This window comes from Pseudaquabacterium rugosum, assembly GCF_038066575.1.
Classification (GTDB): domain Bacteria; phylum Pseudomonadota; class Gammaproteobacteria; order Burkholderiales; family Burkholderiaceae_C; genus Pseudaquabacterium; species Pseudaquabacterium rugosum.
On the sequence record NZ_JBBUTF010000004.1, the window covers coordinates 308,136 to 325,492 of the forward strand.

General features: G+C 73.2%; 15 protein-coding genes. 10 read left to right on the plus strand and 5 right to left on the minus strand.

Annotated features, from left to right (window positions below):
* The first annotated feature begins 29 nt into the window (after positions 1-29).
* The 9 genes from cbbX (at position 30) to AACH11_RS05670 (ending at position 10,785) form a co-directional block, all read left to right on the plus strand.
* Positions 30-1,046: a CbbX protein gene (cbbX, locus tag AACH11_RS05630; protein ID WP_341373215.1), complete on the plus strand. Its 1,017-nt coding sequence runs from the start codon at positions 30-32 to the stop codon at positions 1,044-1,046.
* Positions 1,047-1,195: 149 nt separating this feature from the next.
* Positions 1,196-2,272 (plus strand): class 1 fructose-bisphosphatase, encoded by a 1,077-nt coding sequence (locus tag AACH11_RS05635; RefSeq protein ID WP_341373296.1) that lies wholly within the window; start codon positions 1,196-1,198, stop codon positions 2,270-2,272.
* A gap of 466 nt (positions 2,273-2,738) precedes the next feature.
* Positions 2,739-3,617, plus strand: coding sequence for a phosphoribulokinase (locus tag AACH11_RS05640; RefSeq protein ID WP_341373216.1), 879 nt, complete (start codon positions 2,739-2,741; stop codon positions 3,615-3,617).
* Between the two features lie 40 nt (positions 3,618-3,657).
* Positions 3,658-5,784: a transketolase gene (gene tkt, locus AACH11_RS05645; RefSeq protein ID WP_341373217.1), complete on the plus strand. Its 2,127-nt coding sequence runs from the start codon at positions 3,658-3,660 to the stop codon at positions 5,782-5,784.
* Positions 5,785-5,865: 81 nt separating this feature from the next.
* A complete protein-coding gene (locus tag AACH11_RS05650) occupies positions 5,866-6,633 on the plus strand; it encodes an HAD-IA family hydrolase (protein WP_341373218.1) in 768 nt (255 codons plus the stop codon).
* A gap of 95 nt (positions 6,634-6,728) precedes the next feature.
* Positions 6,729-7,805 (plus strand): class II fructose-bisphosphate aldolase, encoded by a 1,077-nt coding sequence (gene fba, locus AACH11_RS05655; RefSeq protein ID WP_341373219.1) that lies wholly within the window; start codon positions 6,729-6,731, stop codon positions 7,803-7,805.
* A gap of 583 nt (positions 7,806-8,388) precedes the next feature.
* Entirely contained in the window at positions 8,389-9,081 is a 693-nt protein-coding gene (gene rpe, locus AACH11_RS05660; protein ID WP_341373220.1) for a ribulose-phosphate 3-epimerase, read from the plus strand.
* Between the two features lie 14 nt (positions 9,082-9,095).
* Entirely contained in the window at positions 9,096-9,887 is a 792-nt protein-coding gene (locus AACH11_RS05665) for an HAD-IA family hydrolase (protein WP_341373221.1), read from the plus strand.
* A 205-nt stretch (positions 9,888-10,092) separates the two neighbouring features.
* The gene (locus tag AACH11_RS05670) at positions 10,093-10,785 is read left to right on the plus strand and encodes a substrate-binding domain-containing protein (protein ID WP_341373222.1); all 693 of its coding nucleotides are present in this window, start codon (positions 10,093-10,095) and stop codon (positions 10,783-10,785) included.
* Between the two features lie 21 nt (positions 10,786-10,806).
* Here AACH11_RS05670 and AACH11_RS05675 read toward each other — a convergent pair whose 3' ends face one another.
* The 4 genes from AACH11_RS05675 to AACH11_RS05690 form a co-directional block, all read right to left on the minus strand.
* Positions 10,807-11,841: a VWA domain-containing protein gene (locus tag AACH11_RS05675; RefSeq protein ID WP_341373297.1), complete on the minus strand. Its 1,035-nt coding sequence runs from the start codon at positions 11,839-11,841 to the stop codon at positions 10,807-10,809.
* Positions 11,842-11,891: 50 nt separating this feature from the next.
* Positions 11,892-13,130 carry a DUF58 domain-containing protein gene (locus AACH11_RS05680; protein ID WP_341373223.1) on the minus strand — a complete coding sequence of 413 codons (1,239 nt, stop codon included), beginning with the start codon at positions 13,128-13,130 and terminating at the stop codon, positions 11,892-11,894.
* Positions 13,131-13,151: 21 nt separating this feature from the next.
* Positions 13,152-14,117, minus strand: a complete 966-nt coding sequence (locus tag AACH11_RS05685) for an AAA family ATPase (protein WP_341373298.1) — start codon at positions 14,115-14,117, stop codon at positions 13,152-13,154.
* Positions 14,118-14,354: 237 nt separating this feature from the next.
* Positions 14,355-15,413 (minus strand): S1C family serine protease, encoded by a 1,059-nt coding sequence (locus tag AACH11_RS05690; protein WP_341373224.1) that lies wholly within the window; start codon positions 15,411-15,413, stop codon positions 14,355-14,357.
* 218 nt (positions 15,414-15,631) lie between these two features.
* Between AACH11_RS05690 and AACH11_RS05695 the strand changes: the two genes are divergently transcribed.
* A complete protein-coding gene (locus tag AACH11_RS05695) occupies positions 15,632-16,588 on the plus strand; it encodes a TatD family hydrolase (RefSeq protein ID WP_341373225.1) in 957 nt (318 codons plus the stop codon).
* On the opposite strand, the gene AACH11_RS05700 is transcribed toward AACH11_RS05695, so the two are convergent.
* Positions 16,537-17,355: a mechanosensitive ion channel family protein gene (locus AACH11_RS05700; RefSeq protein WP_341373226.1), complete on the minus strand. Its 819-nt coding sequence runs from the start codon at positions 17,353-17,355 to the stop codon at positions 16,537-16,539. The genes AACH11_RS05695 and AACH11_RS05700 overlap by 52 nt on opposite strands.
* Positions 17,356-17,357 lie beyond the last annotated feature (2 nt).

The window sequence follows — 17,357 nt, forward strand, 5'->3', positions numbered from 1 at the left end:
TCCCAGGTCCAGGCCCACCAGGATCCGCCATGCCCGCTCCGCTCTACGCCATCCCGGGCGCCATCGCCAGTCCGGTGCCGGCCCTGCCGTCGGAAGACCCGGCCGGCACCTCGACGCCTCGCACCGTCGCCGAGGTGCTGCGCGACAGCCAGGTCGAGCGGGTGCTCGACGAACTGGACCGCGAACTGGTCGGCCTGCGGCCGGTCAAGCAGCGCATCCGCGACATCGCCGCGCTGCTGGTCATCGACCGCCTGCGTGCGGCCCACGGCCTGCACGCGGCCGCCCCCAGCCTGCACATGTGCTTCACCGGCAATCCGGGCACCGGCAAGACCACGGTGGCCCTGCGCATGGCGCAGATCCTCCATCGTCTGGGCCATGTGCGGCGGCCGCAGGTGGTCAGCGTCACCCGCGATGACCTGGTCGGCCAGTACATCGGCCACACCGCGCCCAAGACCAAGGAGGTGCTCAAGAAGGCCATGGGCGGCGTGCTCTTCATCGACGAGGCCTACTACCTGTACCGCCCCGACAACGAGCGCGACTACGGGCAGGAGGCGATCGAGATCCTGCTGCAGGTGATGGAGAACCAGCGCGACGACCTGGTCGTGATCCTGGCGGGTTATGCCGGGCGCATGGCCACCTTCTTCCAGAGCAACCCGGGTCTGCGCTCGCGCATCGCGCACCACATCGACTTCCCTGACTACCAGCGTGAGGAGCTGATGCACATCGCCGAGCTGCAGCTTCAGACACTGGGTTATGCCCTGGACGAGGGGGGGCGAACGGCGCTCGATGCCTACCTCGTGCAGCGCATGCGCCAGCCGCATTTCGCCAACGCGCGCAGCGTGCGCAACGCGCTGGACCGCGCGCGGCTGCGCCAGGCCTCGCGGCTGTATGCCGAGCGCGACCGGGTGCTGGGCCGCGACGCGCTCTGCACCTTGCAGGCCGAGGACCTGCGCACCAGCCGCGTCTTCGACGGCGGGCTCGACACGGACCGCGCCGCGGCCGATGCCGGGCGGACACCGCCGCTGGCGCCCTGCCGGCCAGCCTGAACGCCGGGTGCGCCTGCGCCCCTGGCCCCTGTCGATCCATGACGATCCATGAAGAACCGGAGGAGAACCTGATGTCGATTGCCCAATCCCCTGCCGCGTTGACGCCCCCCGCACCCACCGCGGCCACATCCGCCCCCTCGGCCGCCGGACTGCAGCCCGGCCGCACGACGCTGTCGAAGTTCCTGATCCAGCAGCTGTCCGACGCGCAGGACCAGGGCCGGCTGGCGGCCTTGCTGGTCGATGTGGCCGCCGCCGTGAAGGCGATCTCGGCGATGACGGCCAAGGGCGCGCTCGGCGGCTTTCTCGGTGCGCTGGAGCAGACCAACGTGCAGGGCGAGCAGCAGAAGAAGCTGGACGTGCTGGCACACGAGGCGCTGATCCATGCCTGCGACTGGGGCGGCCTGGTGGCCGGCATGGCCAGCGAGGAGCTGGCGGCGCCTTACGGGATTCCCGAGGGCTATGACCGCGGGCCCTATCTGCTGGTGTTCGACCCGCTGGACGGCAGCAGCAACACCGATGTCAATGTCTCGGTCGGCACCATCTTCTCGGTGCTGCGCCATGACGCGGCGCAGGCGCCTCAGACCGCCGATTACCTGCAGCCGGGCACGCGCCAGGTGGCGGCCGGCTACGCGATCTACGGCCCGGCGACGATGCTGGTGCTGACGGTGGGCAAGGGCACGCACGGCTTCACGCTGGACCGTGAGATCGGCAACTTCATCCTCACGCACCCGGATCTGCGCATTCCGGAGCAGACCTCGGAGTTCGCGATCAACACCAGCAACACGCGGTTCTGGGAGCCTCCGGTCCATCGTTACGTGACCGAGTGCCAGGCCGGCAAGGCCGGGGTGCGTGGGCGGGACTTCAACATGCGCTGGATCGCCAGCATGGTGGCCGAGGTGCACCGGATCCTGATGCGGGGTGGGGTGTTCATGTACCCGCGTGACAGCAAGGACGCGACGCGGCCGGGGCGGTTGCGGCTGATGTACGAGGCCAATCCGATCGGCTGGCTGGTGGAGCAGGCGGGTGGGCTGGCGTCGACGGGGCGGCAGCGGCTGCTGGCGGTGGGGCCGGAGGATCTGCACCAGCGGGTGCCGGTGATCCTCGGCAGCCGTGAGGAGGTCGAGCGGATCGAGCGTTATCACCGCGAGCACGATGCGGGGGCGGACCGGCCGTTCTACTCGCCACTGTTCAACGAGCGGTCGCTGTTCCGGGCGCAGGCGGCCTGAGTCGCTGAGGGCTTGGGCTCGTGCGTCTCGGCAATGCTGGGTCTTACCGGGCCGGGCGGAGCGTGGCGGCGGCGGGATCCGGGGCCTTTCACTCCGTGTCCCCCGGCACGCTGCGCGTGCCTCCTCCTTGACCTGCGTGAAAGGCCCCGGATCCCGCCGCCGCCCACCACCGCCCTGGCAGGGCGTCGGCATCGGTGGCCACGTCAGGTCCGTCATGCCCGCCCGCGGCTTCGTGCCAGGCCACGGCGGGTGGCAGGGCGGTGACGCTGGCCGACCGGTTCGCGCAGGTCAAGGAGGAGCCGGCCGCAGGCCGGCGGGGGACACGGAGCGAACCGGTTGGCCAGCGTCACCGCCGAGCGCAGCCCCTGGCACGCCCTGAACCACGGCCGAACCAGCCGCGACGTCGATCGGACACCGCCACGAACACCCGGATCAAGCAACGGATCACCACAGGAGACATCCCATCATGTCGCAACGACACCCGATCATCGCCATCACCGGCTCCTCCGGTGCCGGCACCACCACCGTGATGAAGAGCTTCAGCCACATCTTCCGTCGCGAAGGGCTGAAGGCCGCCGTCATCGAGGGCGACAGCTACCACCGCTACGACCGCCGCGAGATGCGCGAACGCGTGCGCCAGGCTGATGCCGGCGAAGGCCCGCGCATCAGCCACTTCGGCCCCGAGAGCAACCTGCTGGCCGAGCTCGGCCAGACCTTCCACCGCTACGCCGAGACCGGCACCGGCCAGGTCCGCAAGTACATCCATGATGCCGACGAGGCCCGCACCCTCGGCGGCGAGCCCGGCACCTTCACCCCCTGGGTCGACATGGAGCCGTCCGACCTGCTGTTCTACGAGGGCCTGCACGGCGGCTATGCCGATGCCGCACGCGGCGTCGACGTCGCCCGCCACGTCGACCTGCTGGTCGGCGTCGTGCCCACGATCAACCTCGAGTGGATCCAGAAGCTGCACCGCGACCAGCACCTGCGCGGCTACAGCCAGGAGGCCGTCGTCGAGACCATGTTGCGTCGCATGCCCGACTACGTGAACCACATCTGCCCGCAGTTCAGCCGCACCCACGTCAACTTCCAGCGCGTGCCCACCGTCGACACCAGCAACCCGTTCATCGCCAAGGACATCCCCTCGGCCGACGAGAGCATGGTCGTCATCCGCTTCGCCGATCCCAAGGGCATCGACTTCCCCTACCTGCTCAGCATGTTGCAGGGTAGCTGGATGAGCCGGCCCAACAACATCGTGTGCCCCGGCGGCAAGATGGGCCTCGCCATGCAGCTGATCTTCACGCCGATGATCCTGCGGCTGATGGATCTCCAGCGGCGTGGGCATTGAGCCACCGCAGCCTTCATTTCCGCTTCCAGGAGATCCGACCATGAACGCCCCCGAGACCGCGGCCCGCCTGGGCCCGTCCCCCAGCGCCGCGGCGCGACCCGAAGCCGATGCCGGCGCCAGCTCGGCCGCGGAGCCCGGCACCCGCCGCCTGGCCGACGCCTTGCGCATCCTGTGCGCTGACGCCATCGAACGTGCCCGCAGCGGCCACCCCGGCGCACCGCTGGGCATGGCCGAGATGGCCACGGTGCTGTGGCGCCAGTTCCTGCGGCACGACCCGGCCGATCCGGCCTGGCCCGACCGCGACCGTTTCGTGCTGTCCAACGGCCATGCGTCGATGCTGCAGTACGCGCTGCTGCACCTGAGCGGCCATGACCTGACCGTGGACGATCTGCGCGCCTTCCGCCAGTTGCACAGCCGCACGCCCGGCCATCCCGAGGTCGGCGTCACGCCCGGCGTCGAGACCACGACCGGCCCGCTGGGCCAGGGCCTGGCCAATGCGGTGGGCCTGGCGCTGGCCGAGCAACTGCTGGCCGCCGAGTACAACCGCCCCGGCCACACCGTCATCGACCACCGCACCTGGGTGATGCTGGGCGACGGCTGCCTGATGGAGGGCATCAGCCAGGAGGCGATCTCGCTGGCCGGCACGCTCGGCCTCGGCAAGCTGATCGCGCTGTACGACGACAACGGCATCAGCATCGACGGCGAGGTGCGTGACTGGTTCGCCGACGACACGGCCGCGCGCTTTCGCGCCTGCGGCTGGCAGGTGTTGGGCCCGCTCGACGGCCATGATCCGCAGGCGCTGACCCGCGCGCTGCAGCAGGCGGTGGCCGGCTCGCACGCGGTCGATGCCCGGCCGACGCTGCTGATCTGCCGCACGACGATCGGCAAGGGCGCGCAGGGCCTGGAAGGCACGGCCGAGGTACACGGGGCGCCGCTGGGTGCGGCCGGCATCGCCGCGCTGCGCGAGCGTCTGGACTGGCCGCATCCACCGTTCGAGCTGCCGGCCGACATCCGTGCGGCCTGGGACGGCCGGGCGGCCGGGGCCCGGGCCCGGGGCGAATGGAAGGCGCGTTTCGCCCGTTATGCGCAGGAGCATCCGGCGCTGGCCGCGCAGCTGCAGGCGCGTTGGGACGATCCGGTGCCGCCGGATTTCGCCGTGCGCAGCACGCAGGCGCTGGCGGCGCTGGTGCGGGGTGGCCTGCCGGCCGAGGCCACGCGGCGCAGCTCGCAGCGGGTGCTCGACGTGCTGGCGCCGCTGCTGCCGGCGCTGTTCGGCGGCTCGGCCGATCTGACGGCCAGCAACCTGACCGATTTCGCCGGCCATCGCCGGGCGCGGCCGCGCCATGCCGGCAACTACCTGAGCTGGGGCGTGCGCGAGTTCGGCATGGCCGCCGCGCTCAACGGCATGGCGCTGCACGGCGGCTGGGTTCCCTATGGCGGCACCTTCCTGACCTTCAGCGACTACAGCCGCAACGCGATCCGCATGGCCGCGCTGATGCGCCAGCGCGTGGTCCATGTCTTCACCCACGACTCGATCGCGCTCGGCGAGGACGGGCCGACCCACCAGCCCGTCGAGCACGTGGCCGCACTGCGCCTGATTCCGCAGCTGGAAGTCTGGCGCCCGGCCGATCTGGCCGAGACGGCCGTGGCCTGGCAGCAGGCGCTGCTGCGCGCCGATGGGCCGAGCGCGCTGGTGCTGACGCGCCAGGCGGTGCCGGTGGTGGCGACGAACGTCGCACCTGAGGTGATCGCGCGCGGCGCCTACCTGCTGGCCGAAGGGGACGGCATCGGCGGCGCCACACCGGGCTGGGTACTGGATCTGGTCCTGCTGGCCACGGGCTCCGAGGTCGGCCTGGCGCTGGCCGTGCGCGAGTCCCTGCAGCGCGAGCAGGGGCTGAGCGTGCGCGTGGTCTCCGCCCCCTGTGTCAGCCGCATCGAGGGCTGGACCGCGGCCGAGCGCCAGGCCCTGCTGCCGCCGCAGGTGCCCACGCTCGGCCTGGAGGCCGGCCATCCCGACGGACTGCGGCGCTGGGTCGGTCCGCGCGGGGCGGTGCATGGCATCGCCCGCTATGGCGAATCGGCACCGGGTGGCCAGTTGCTGCAGCACTTCGGCTTCGACGTGCCGGGCGTCTGCGCCGCGGCGCGGGCCCTGCTGCAGCAGGCCTGAGCCTCGCGCAGCCGACCTGGACCACCGCGCACCGGTTCCGCGCCGTGCGCGGCCCCATCCCCCCGACCTGAGGAGAGGCCCATGCCTTCCGTGCTGTTGTTCGACCTGGACGGCACCTTGATGGACACCGCGCCCGAGATCGCCGATGCGCTCGGCGACACCCTGGCCCGGCTGGGCCTGCCACCGGTCGACGAGGCGCGCGTGCGCGGCTGGATCGGCGACGGCGCCCGCGCGCTGCTCGGCAAGGCGCTGTGCGATGCCGGGGTCTTGTCCACGCCATCGCCCGTTGCCCCGCACCCCGCCGGAGACACGGCCGCAGACGCCGCCGGCGCGGCCCGACGGGACCTCACGGCCGGCCGTGGCGGCGATGCGGCCCTGCTGGCGCAGGCCTGGCGCGGCTTCGCCGTCGATTACGCCCTGCGCTGCGGCAGCCGCAGCCGGCTGTTTCCAGGCGTGGCCGCGCTGCTGGCGCGCTGTCGCGAACGGGGTCTGCGTCTGGCCGTGCTGACCAACAAGGAAGGCCGCTTCGCCCACCAGTTGCTGGTGCGCCACGGCATCGCCGAGGCCTTCGACCTGGTGGTGGCCGGGGACAGCCTGCCGGTGCGCAAGCCCGATCCGGCCGTCGTCCACCACGCCTTGCAGGCCTTCGATGCCGAGCCGGATCAGGCCTTGCTGATCGGTGACTCGGTCACCGACGTGCGCACCGCCCGCGCCGCCGGCATCGGCGTGTGGCTGGTGCGCCATGGCTATCCCGGCGGCGAGCCGGCCGGCGCCGATGCGCCCGACCGCTGGCTCGACCACTTCGACGCGGTCGAGCCCGAGGCCTGTGCCCGGGTGGCCATCGCCTGAGTTCTGTCGTCATCCGGGCGGACCATCCGATCCCGCCCGTCCGATCCTGGCTCCGTATCCACCCGTCATCTGACCCGACACGTGAGGAGACTTCCATGCCCCTGATCGCCCTGCGCCAGCTGCTCGACCATGCCGCCGAGCATGACTACGGCGTGCCCGCCTTCAACGTCAACAACATGGAGCAGATCCACGCGATCCTGCGCGCGGCCGAGGCCTGTGATGCCCCGGTCATCCTGCAGGCCAGCGCCGGTGCGCGCAGCTATGCGGGCGAGCCCTTCCTGCGCCGCCTGGTCGAGGCCGCGATCGAGCAGTACCCGCAGCGGCCGATCTGCCTGCACCAGGACCACGGCGCCTCGCCGGCGGTCTGCCAGCAGGCGATCCGCTCGGGCTTCTCCAGCGTGATGATGGACGGCAGCCTGCTGGCCGACCAGAAGACGCCGGCGTCCTATGCCTACAACGTGGAGGTCACGCGCCGGGTGGTCGAGATGAGCCACGCGGTGGGGGTCAGTGTCGAGGGTGAGCTGGGCTGCCTGGGCAGCCTGGAGACGGGCACGGCGGGCGAGGAGGACGGGGTCGGCGCGCAGGGCGTGCTGGGCCACGAGCAGCTGTTGACCGATCCGGCGCAGGCCGCCGATTTCGTGCGTCAGACCGGGGTCGACGCGCTGGCGATCGCCATCGGCACCAGCCACGGCGCCTACAAGTTCAGCCGTCAACCGACGGGTGACATCCTGGCCATCGACCGCATCGCGGCGATCCATGCGGCGGTGCCTGACACGCACCTCGTGATGCACGGCAGCTCCAGCGTGCCGCAGGAGTGGCTGGCGGTGATCCGGGAGTTCGGCGGGGAGATCCGCGAGACCTACGGTGTGCCGGTGGCGGAGATCGTGCGGGGCATCCGCAGCGGGGTGCGCAAGGTGAACATCGACACGGACATCCGGCTGGCGATGACGGGGGCGATGCGGCGGGTGATGGTCACGCGTCCGGACGAGTTCGATCCGCGCGCTTTCCTGAAGGCGGCGACGGCGGCGGCGCAGGACATCTGCCGCGAGCGTTTCGAGGCCTTCGGCTGTGCGGGGCAGGGGGGGCGGATCCGGGTGCTGCCGCTGTCGGCGCTGGCGGCGCGGTATGCGTCGGCGGGGGCTGCCTCGGCTGTTGAGCGGGTGGCGGCCTGAGGTCTTCGGCCTGGCTGGGTGTGGCGGTGCGGGACAGGGGCTGGGAGGTCCGGCTTTTGATGGCGCGTGGACGGGGGGCTTCGGGGGTATGGAGCTGGCTTCGGGCGTACCGACCTGGCTTCTGGCCTACCGAGCGGGCTTCGGGCGGCGGGGTGCCTTGCTCCGCGGCTGTCCCCCGGGCCTGCGGCCCTCCTCCTTGATGCCGCTGCGCAAGGCACCCCACCACCCTGCGCTGGCACGGGCTGCGCCGTGCGCTGTGCGCCATGTGTGTGTTGCGCGGGTGCGCTGTGTGTGTGTGGATGCGCTGTGTGGATGCGCAGTGCAGGTGCGCAACGCGCCAGCACATGCCAGAGCGGTGGTGAGGGCGGTGACGTGGGGTGAGGGGCGCAGCGACATCAAGGAGGAGCCGGCCACAGGCCGGCGGGGGACAGTCGCGGAGGCCCTCGCCCCATGGCGCCGTCCCCGCTCGATCACCCCCGCACCCGACCAGCCCCGGCCACCTTCACGCCCGAAAGAACGCCCGAACGCCCGCCATGCCCGCCCCCCAATCCGCGAGAAAAGCATCCGACATCAGGAGACAACCATGACCCACCCGCAACCCCTGCCCACCCTCATCGCCCCCAGCATCCTGTCCGCCGACTTCGCCTGTCTGGGGCAGGAGGTGGCCGATGTCGTCGCCGCCGGAGCGGACTGGATCCACTTCGACGTCATGGACCAGCACTACGTGCCCAACCTCACCGTCGGACCGATGGTGTGCGAGGCGCTGCGGCCCCATGCCGGCCGGGCCCTGATGGACGTCCACCTGATGGTCGAACCCGTCGATGCGCTGGTGCCGATGTTCGCCCGCGCCGGCGCCGGGCTGATCAGCTTCCATCCCGAGGCCAGCCGCCATGTCCACCGCACGCTGGCGCTGATCCGCGAGCACGGTTGCCAGGCCGGCCTGGTGCTCAACCCCGGCACGCCGCTGGGCTGGCTGGACGATCTGCTCGATGACCTCGATCTGGTGATGCTGATGGCCGTCAACCCCGGCTTCGGCGGCCAGCGCTTCATCGCCTCGACCTTGCCCCGCCTGCGCGCCGTGCGCACCCGGCTCGATGCCCATGCGCGGGCCACCGGGCGGCGCATCCGGCTCGAGGTCGACGGCGGGGTCAAGCCCGACAACGCCGGCGCCATCGTCGCGGCCGGGGCCGACACGCTGGTCGCCGGATCGGCGGTCTTCGGCAGCTCCGACCGCCGTGCCGCCATCGCCGCCCTGCGCGCGGCGGCCGCCACCTGACCTCCGGAGTGATGATGCTCGAAGCCCTGATCTGGGACGTCGACGGCACGCTGGCCGAGACCGAGCGCGACGGCCACCGCATCGCCTACAACCAGGCCTTCGCCGACGAGGGCCTGGACTGGCACTGGGACGAGGCCACCTACGGCCGCCTGTTGTCGACGGCCGGTGGCAAGGAGCGGCTGGCCCGCTGGTGGGCCGAGCGCGATCCGGGTGCCGCCGTGCGCCCATCCACCGCGCGCGCCATCGCCCATCTGTACGCGCTCAAGACCGCGCACTACGTGGCCACCGTCGGCCGCGGCACGATCGGCTTGCGCCCCGGTGTGCACCGTCTGCTGGTCGAGGCCCGGGCCGCCGGGTTGCAGCTGGCCATCGCCACCACCACCTCGCCGCGCAATGTCGATGCCCTGCTCAAGGCCACGCTCGGCGAGGCGGCGCCCGGCTGGTTCGCCGTCATCGGTGCCGGCGATGCGGTGCCGGCCAAGAAGCCGGCGCCTGACATCTATCATCAGGTGCGAACGGCGCTCGGTCTGCGCGCCGACCAGTGCCTGGCGCTGGAGGATTCGGCCATCGGTGCGCAGGCGGCCGTGGCCGCCGGCCTGGCCGTTCTGGTCACCCGCAGCCACTACACCCGCGACGAGACGCTGCCGCCGGTGCTGGCCGACCTCGACGGCCTGGGCTCGCCCGAGCGGCCGGCCCGCGGCTGGGTGCCGGGCGATGACGGCGCCCGGCCATGGCAGGGGCAGGTCGATCTGCCGTCGCTGCGGCGCTGGTGCGCGGCGTGGGCCGGCCTGCCAGCGGTGGTCTGAGCGGCGATCGGTCCGCGGGCGGCCCGCGAGCCGGCGGACCGCTCCCTCGGCCCGGCCATGCAGCCGCGGCATATCAGCTGTGCCGCGGCTGGCGGGTCACGCCGGCGGGGGCGGCCGTAGCATGCGGGCCTCCGGTCCTGTCCGGACCCTCCCGCGCCCCCGCGCCCTGACTGCCGCACGGCTCTGACCGTGCGCCCCCTAGCCCATGTCCGCTGCCCCGCTGAGCCTGCTGTCGTCGATGGCCACCCAGGCCCTGATCACCGATCTGATCGCTGCCTGGCAGGCCGGTCAGCCGGACCAGCCGGTGCGTGCCGAGGCCGTCGGTGGCGTCGATGCAGCCAGGCGGGTGCAGGGCGGCGAGGCGGTCGACATCGTCTTCCTGGCCGCCAAGGCCATCGACACGCTGATCGCCGCCGGCCGGCTGCAGGGCCCGCGCATCGACATCGTGCGCTCGGGCATCGCGGTGGCGGTGCGCGACGGTGCGCCGCGGCCCGACATCGGCAGCGAGGACGCGGTGCGCGCGGCCGTGCTGGCCGCGCCGACGCTGTCGTACTCGACCGGCCCGAGCGGGGTCTACCTGGAGGGCCTGTTCGCCCGCTGGGGCATCCTCGACGAGATCCGCCCGCGCATCGTGCAGGCACCGGCGGGCGTGCCGGTGGGCTCGCTGGTGGCCGATGGCCGCGTGGCGCTCGGCTTCCAGCAGCTCAGCGAGCTGATGAGCCTGCCCGGCATCGCGGTGCTGGGCCCGCTGCCCGACGCGATCCAGTCGATCACCACCTTCTCGGCGGCCGTCGGTGCCGACTGCACGCGGCCCGAGCGGGCCCGCGCGCTGCTGGCTTCGTTCAACGCGGCCTCGGCGGTGGCGCTCAAGCAGCGCCACGGCATGGCGCCGGCCTGAGCGGCGCGCGGCCTCGGCCCCTCAGCCGATACGGCCGAACCACCACAGGCTCAGGCCGGCGGCCAGCAGCGTCAGCAGCGCGCCGAGCGCGGCGGCCAGTGCGCTGACCTCGGTCTCGCGCGTCTCGACGACCAGGCGGCTGCTCAGGCCCTGGTAGACCTGCTTCAGGTCCTCGGCCGTGCCGGCGTAGAAGTACTGGCCGCGGGTGGTGGTGGCGATCTGCTTGAGCGTGTCCTCGTCGAGCTTGACGCGCATGCTCCAGCCCTCGAAGCCGATGACCTCGCCCTCGCGCGTGCCGATGCCCACGGTGTAGACGCGCACGCCGCGCTCGGCGGCCATCTGCGCGGCCTCCAGCGGGTCGGGGCCGGTGGTGCGCTGGCCGTCGGTCAGCAGGATGACGGCGGCCGAGTCGTAGCTGCCGGGGGCCACCGGCGCGGGGGGTGGCTTGCGTGCCTGGTCGGCCGGGGTGTCCTCGGGCATGCGCTGCTGGCCGGTGATCTGCGACAGATCGATGCCGGCCTCGGGGAAGATCGTGGCCAGCGACAGCACCAGGCCGGAGCCGATGGCGGTGCCGCGCTGCAGCTGGAAGCGGTCGATGGCGGCCAGCACCTCGTCGCGGTTGGGCGTCGGTGCCTGGACGACGGCGGCGGTGCCGGCGAAGCTGATCACGCCGACCCTCACTTCACGCGGCAGGCCGAGCACGAAGGCCTTGGCTGCGGCCTGCGCGGCCACCAGGCGGTTGGGCTGCACGTCGGTGGCCCGCATGCTGCCGGAGACGTCCATCGCGAGCAGCAGCGTCTGCTGGCGCGAGGGCAGTTGCAGCCGCGCCACCGGGCGCGCGCTGGCCACGATCAGGCAGGCCAGTGCCAGCAGCAGCAGGGCCGGTGGCAGATGCCGCCGCCAGTGCCGCTGGCCCTGGGCGGCCGCGCGCAGCAGGGCGAGCTGCGGCACCGTCAGCACCGCCTGGCGGCGCCGGCGCAGCAGCCACAGATAGACGGCCACCAGCAGCGGCAGCAGGGCCAGCGCCCACAGCGCCTCGCCCCACAGGAAGTGCATCGGCAGGCCCTGGCGCCAGTCGGGCAGCGTCAGTCCGAGGTCGCTCGGGTTCATGGTCGGGCTCCGGCGGCGTGAAGGACGGCTTCAGGGGCCGACCCAGGGACGGCTGCGGGGGCGGCCTGGGCCACGAGGGTCGGCGCCGGGCCTGCCGTGCGTGTGGGATCGCCCTGGCGGGCGCGCAGCCGGCGCAGTGCCAGCAGGCGCTGCAGCAGCTCGGCCGGCGCATCGGCGGGGCCGACCTCCAGCACGTCGGCGCCGCTGGCGGCCAGCTCGGCCAGGCAGGCCTGGTCACGCGCCTGGCGCAGCGCGATCAGGCGCTGGTGCAGGGCCGGATCGCTGCTGTCGATGCGCAGCTGCTCGCCGGTCTCGGCGTCCTGCACCGTCAGCCAGCCCACCGGCGGCAGGCCGCTGGCCAGGCCATCGTCGGCCGCCGCGCCGGCCTCGGCCAGCAGCACGGCCAGCAGCTCGTGGCGCTGGCCGAGGGCAGCCAGTTCGCGGCCCCAGCCGGGGGCGCTCAGGCCGTCGGTCAGCAGCACCAGCAGGCCGCGCTGGCGCAGCAGGCCGCGTGCGGCACCCAGCGTGCGCGACAGATCAGTGGCCGCGCCCGGCACCTGCGGCGGCAGCGCGTGCAGCCGGGCCAGCAGCTGCATCAGCTGGGCGCGGCCGGCGCCCGGGCGCAGCACCTGCAGCGGATGGCCGGGCACGTCGATCAGCGCGCCCAGGCGTTGTCCCTGACGCGTCAGCAGCGCGGCCAGCAGCAGGGCGGTGCGGCGGGCGCGCGCCAGCGGCGTGGCCTCGCCGGCCAGCCCACCGGCCGCGCCCAGGCTCAGGCTGGCCGACGCGTCGATCAGCAGCCAGGACTGCAGTTCGCGGTCCTCGGTCGTCTCGCGCAGCTGCGGCCGCGGGCTGCGGGCGCTGGCATTCCAGTCGATGCGCCGTGCGTCGTCGCCGTGCTGGTACTCGCGCAGGCCGGCCAGATCGACGCCGCTGCCGCGCCACAGCGTGCGGTGCGCGCCCTGCAGCCGGCCGTCGAGCCGGCGCAGCGTCGCCCACTCCAGGCGCTGCAGCCAGCGCAGGTCGTCCTGCAGTGCGGCCAGCGCGGCCCGCGCGTCGGTGGACGGGGCCGGAGGGCCGTCGTCGTCCGCCCGCTGCGCACGCCGGGCGCCGGTGCGCGTGGCCTCCCGGCCGGAGGCCGGTGGCGACGAGGACGGCGGGGTGCCGGCAGCGGCCGCGCCGGTCGGGTCGGCCGCGTCGTGCGTGCGGCGGGTCCAGGGCAGGTGCCAGGCCATGGTCGCGGTGCTCCGCCTGCGTCAGCCGCGGCTGGAGGCCGGCGGCGGGGCGATCTCGGGTGCCGGCACCGCCTGCAGCACCTGCTCGACCAGGGCATCGGCACTGATGCCGTCGGCCAGCGCCTGGTAGCTGGGCACGATGCGGTGGCGCAGGCAGTCGGCCGCCAGGTCCCTCAGGTCGGCCGTCAGCACATAGGGCCGGCCGCGCAGGAAGGCCAGCGCGCGGGCGCCTTCCACCAGCGCGATGCTGGCCCGCGGGCTGGCGCCGTAGGCCAGCAGCGGCGCCAGGCCCGGCAGGCCGTGGGCGGCCGGTCGCCGTGTGGCGCCGACCAGCGCCACCGCATGGCGGATCAGCGCCGGGTCGACATAGACGCCGCGGCTCTGGGCCTGCATCTCCAGCAGCTGCGCGCACGAGAGCACCGCCTGCGCGGCCGTCGGCGGGCCGATCACGCGCTGGACGATGACGAACTCCTCGTCGTCGCTCGGGTAGTCGACCCGCAGCTTCATCATGAAGCGGTCGAGCTGGGCCTCGGGCAGCGGGTAGGTGCCCTCGCTCTCGATCGGGTTCTGCGTGGCCATCACGATGAAGGGCGCGGGCAGGCGGTGGCTCTCGCCGGCGATCGTCACCTGGCGCTCCTGCATCACCTCCAGCAGCGCGCTCTGCACCTTGGCCGGCGCGCGGTTGATCTCGTCGGCCAGCAGCAGGTGGGCGAACACCGGGCCGAGCTGGGTGCTGAACTCGCCGCTGTGCGGGTGGTAGATGCGGGTGCCCACCAGATCGGCCGGCAGCAGGTCGGGCGTGAACTGGATGCGCTTGTGGCTGCCGCGCAGCGCGGCGGCCAGCGTGCGCACGGTCAGCGTCTTGGCCAGGCCGGGCACGCCCTCGACCAGCACATGGCCGCCGGCCAGCAGCGCCACCATCACCCGCTCCAGGAAGCGCTCCTGGCCGACGACCACGCGCTTGATCTCGTAGAGCAGGCGCTCCATCGTGCGCGCGGCGGCCTGCGCCTGCTCGGCCTGGGCCGGGCCGGGCAGGGCCTGGGTGTCGGTGGCCGGGGCGGCGATGTCGGCGGATGGCGGCAGGGTCGGGTTCATCGCGGGCTCCTGAGGTGGGCGGGCAGGCGGAGGGGGTCGACGCGGCGTGCGGGTCCGGGCGGGGGCCGGTGAATCGGCGGCTCGGTGACTCGGTGACTCGGTGAGGCTCGGTCGTGCCTGGCGCGGTCGTCAGAACGGCGGCATGCCGACGGCGCCGGCCGCGCTCTCGATCGGCACCGCGAAGCCGATGCCGATGAAGGTGCGCGCCGAGGTCGGGTTCATGATGGCGGTGACGATGCCCACCACATGGCCGTCGAGCGTGACCAGCGGGCCGCCGGAGTTGCCCGGATTGGCCGCCGCGTCGAACTGGATCAGGTTGGACAGCGCGCTGCCGCCGGGCGAGCGGAAGGCCCGGCCCAGGCCCGAGACCACGCCGGCCGAGGCCGAGGGCCCGATGCCGAAGGGGTGGCCGACGGCCATCACCGGCTCGCCCGGGGCCAGGCCCTGGGTGCTGCGCAGCGTGGCCGCGTGCAGGTCGTCCGGGATGCGCGAGGCCTGCAGCACGGCCAGATCCTGCGACGCGTCACGGCTGACCACCTGGGCCGGCGAGTCGCTGCCGTCGGCGAAGGTGATGGTCAGCTCGTCGGCGCCGTCGACCACGTGCAGATTGGTCAGGATCAGCCCGGTGTCGACGATGACCACGCCGGTGCCCACGCTCAGGCCGGCGCCGTGGCCGGGCGTGCCGCGGTCCTGGGTGCGGGTCGGACCGCGGCTGTTGCGGGCCGGTGGCGGCGGCTCGGCATGGGCCCGCGCACGGCCCTCGATGCGCACGACCGACGGCGCGATCGCCGCGTAGGCGGCGGTGGTCTGCGGCGGCAGCGGCTGCTTGACGAGCGAGGCCCGCAGCTCGGCCTCGATGCGCTTGAGCGTCAGCGGTGGCGGCGGGGTCGTCAGCCCCAGCCGCGGCGCCCAGCCGGGCCAGCCGGCGGCGACGGCGGTCAGCAGCAGCGCCAGCGCCCAGTACAGGCGTTCGCGGCGTGCCGATGGACGGATCAGGCGAGAGAGGCGGGTGGGGCGGGCCGGGCCGGCGGAAAGGACGGCGGTGTCGGCGGTGCCGGTGGTGCCCGCGGCTTCGGCCGTGCCGGTGTCGGCGACGACCGGGCGCGTGGGCGCGGCGGCCTCCGGTGGCGGCCCGGGTCGCGGGGCACCGGACGGAGAACGGCTGAACAGCGGCGTGCGGGGGGCCATCGTCATCCTCTCCCACGGCGCGCCTGCGCGGCGCCGTGTCTCGCACGGTGCGGAACGCGACCGTGACGGTGGACCGTATCACGCGGCGTGCCAGCCCGATGCCCGGAGCTGCGCCAAGTCCCTGCGCCATTCCCGGACGTCGTGTGCGCCGATGCACGGAACCCACGGCCGGGGCGGCGGTGCGCGCCGCCGCGTGGTGCTCAGGGCATCATGGCCGGATGGACACGGCCTGGATCGACACCCACTGCCATCTCGACGCGCCCGAGTTCGCGGCCGACCGCGACGCGGTGCTGCAGCGCGCGGCCGCCGCCGGCGTGCGCCAGCTGGTGCTGCCGGCGGTGCAGGTCCGTCATTTCCCGCAGGTGCAGGCGCTGGCCCGGGCGCACGGCCTGGGCTATGCGCTGGGCGTGCATCCGCTGTACGTGGGGCAGGCGGCGGAGGGCGACCTGGAGCGCCTGGCGCAGGCGCTGGACGAGGCGCGCGACGACCCGCATCTGGTGGCCGTCGGCGAGATCGGGCTGGATTTCTTCGTGCCGGGGCTGGATGCCGCGCTGCAGCAGCACTGGTACCGCGCGCAGCTGGCGCTGGCCCGGCGCCACGGCCTGCCGGTCATCCTGCACGTGCGCCGCTCGGCCGATGCGCTGCTGGCCGGCCTGCGGCGCTGCCCGGTGCCCGGCGGCATCGCGCACGCGTTCAACGGCAGTGCGCAGCAGGCGCAGGCCTTCGTCGGACTGGGTTTGCGGCTCGGCTTCGGCGGCACGCTGAGCTTCGAGCGTTCGCTGCAGATCCGCGCGCTGGCCGCGGATCTGCCCGCGCAGGTGCCGGTGCTGGAGACCGATGCACCGGACATCCCGCCGCAGTGGCTCTACCGCACCGCGGCGGTGCGCGCGGCCGGCGAGCCCCAGGGCCGCAACGAGCCGGCCGAGCTGCCGCGCATCGCCGCGGTGCTGGCCGGCCTGCGCGGCTGGAGCCTGCAGGAGACGGCCGCACAGTGCCGGCTCAACAGCCTGGCGGCGCTGCCGCGGCTGGCGGCGCTGGCCGGCCTGCCGCGGCCTTCGCCGGTCACGCCGCCGTCAACGTCGACATCGGCATCGACATCGGCATTGACGGCAGCTGTGCCCGATCAGCCCTGCGGCCGCGAGGCCACGGCCAGCGGCGTCTCCGGCACCGGGTAGCCGGCGCTGCCGAAGGTGGTGACCACCGCCTTGTGGGTGTCGAAGTAGACCTGCCAGTAGTGGTCGGTGTGGCAGTAGGGGCGCACGGCCAGCAGCGGGCCTTCGGGCGTGAACTGCAGGATCTCGACGTCGGGCGCCGGCGTGGTGGCCACGTTGGGGATCGCGGCCAGCGCGGTCTTCAGGCGCGCGATGGCGTCCAGCGGGTCGACGCTGTTGGCCACCTTGGCCACGCAGTCGACGCGGCGGTGCGACAGGCTGGAGAAGTTCTGGATGCTCTCGGAGAAGATCTTGTTGTTGCCGACGATCGTCAGCACGTTGTCCGGCGTGACGATGGTGGTGCCGAACAGGCCGATCTCCTGCACGGTGCCGACCACGCCCCCGGCGCTGACGAAGTCACCGACCTTGAACGGCCGCAGCACCTGCATGAACACGCCGGCGGCGAAGTGCGTCAGCAGGCCGCCCCAGGCGGTACCGATGGCCAGACCGGCGCCGGCCAGCAGCGCGGCGAAGGACGTCGTGCGCACGCCGAAGATGTCGAGGATCGACAGCGCCAGCACGATGTTCAGGATCACGTTGATGATCGAGACCAGATAGTTCGACAGCGTCGCGTCGACCTTGCCGCCGCGCGCGAAGGCCGCCTTCAGCAGCCGCAGCACGAGGCCGATCAGCCAGCGGCCGATGACCCAGGCGGCCAGCGCGCCCAGCAGCTTGAGGCCGAAGTCGGCCCCTTCCGTGGTCAGGAAGTTGATGATGGTGTCGACGTACAAGG

Coding starts and splice junctions, on each gene's coding strand:
- cbbX (WP_341373215.1), top strand. CDS start 30: ATGCCCGCTCCGCTCTACGCCATCCCGGGCGCCATCGCCAGTCCGGTG.
- AACH11_RS05640 (WP_341373216.1), top strand. CDS start 2,739: ATGTCGCAACGACACCCGATCATCGCCATCACCGGCTCCTCCGGTGCC.
- tkt (WP_341373217.1), top strand. CDS start 3,658: ATGAACGCCCCCGAGACCGCGGCCCGCCTGGGCCCGTCCCCCAGCGCC.
- AACH11_RS05650 (WP_341373218.1), top strand. CDS start 5,866: ATGCCTTCCGTGCTGTTGTTCGACCTGGACGGCACCTTGATGGACACC.
- fba (WP_341373219.1), top strand. CDS start 6,729: ATGCCCCTGATCGCCCTGCGCCAGCTGCTCGACCATGCCGCCGAGCAT.
- rpe (WP_341373220.1), top strand. CDS start 8,389: ATGACCCACCCGCAACCCCTGCCCACCCTCATCGCCCCCAGCATCCTG.
- AACH11_RS05665 (WP_341373221.1), top strand. CDS start 9,096: ATGCTCGAAGCCCTGATCTGGGACGTCGACGGCACGCTGGCCGAGACC.
- AACH11_RS05670 (WP_341373222.1), top strand. CDS start 10,093: ATGTCCGCTGCCCCGCTGAGCCTGCTGTCGTCGATGGCCACCCAGGCC.
- AACH11_RS05675 (WP_341373297.1), bottom strand. CDS start 11,841: ATGCACTTCCTGTGGGGCGAGGCGCTGTGGGCGCTGGCCCTGCTGCCG.
- AACH11_RS05680 (WP_341373223.1), bottom strand. CDS start 13,130: ATGGCCTGGCACCTGCCCTGGACCCGCCGCACGCACGACGCGGCCGAC.
- AACH11_RS05685 (WP_341373298.1), bottom strand. CDS start 14,117: ATGGAGCGCCTGCTCTACGAGATCAAGCGCGTGGTCGTCGGCCAGGAG.
- AACH11_RS05690 (WP_341373224.1), bottom strand. CDS start 15,413: ATGGCCCCCCGCACGCCGCTGTTCAGCCGTTCTCCGTCCGGTGCCCCG.
- AACH11_RS05695 (WP_341373225.1), top strand. CDS start 15,632: ATGGACACGGCCTGGATCGACACCCACTGCCATCTCGACGCGCCCGAG.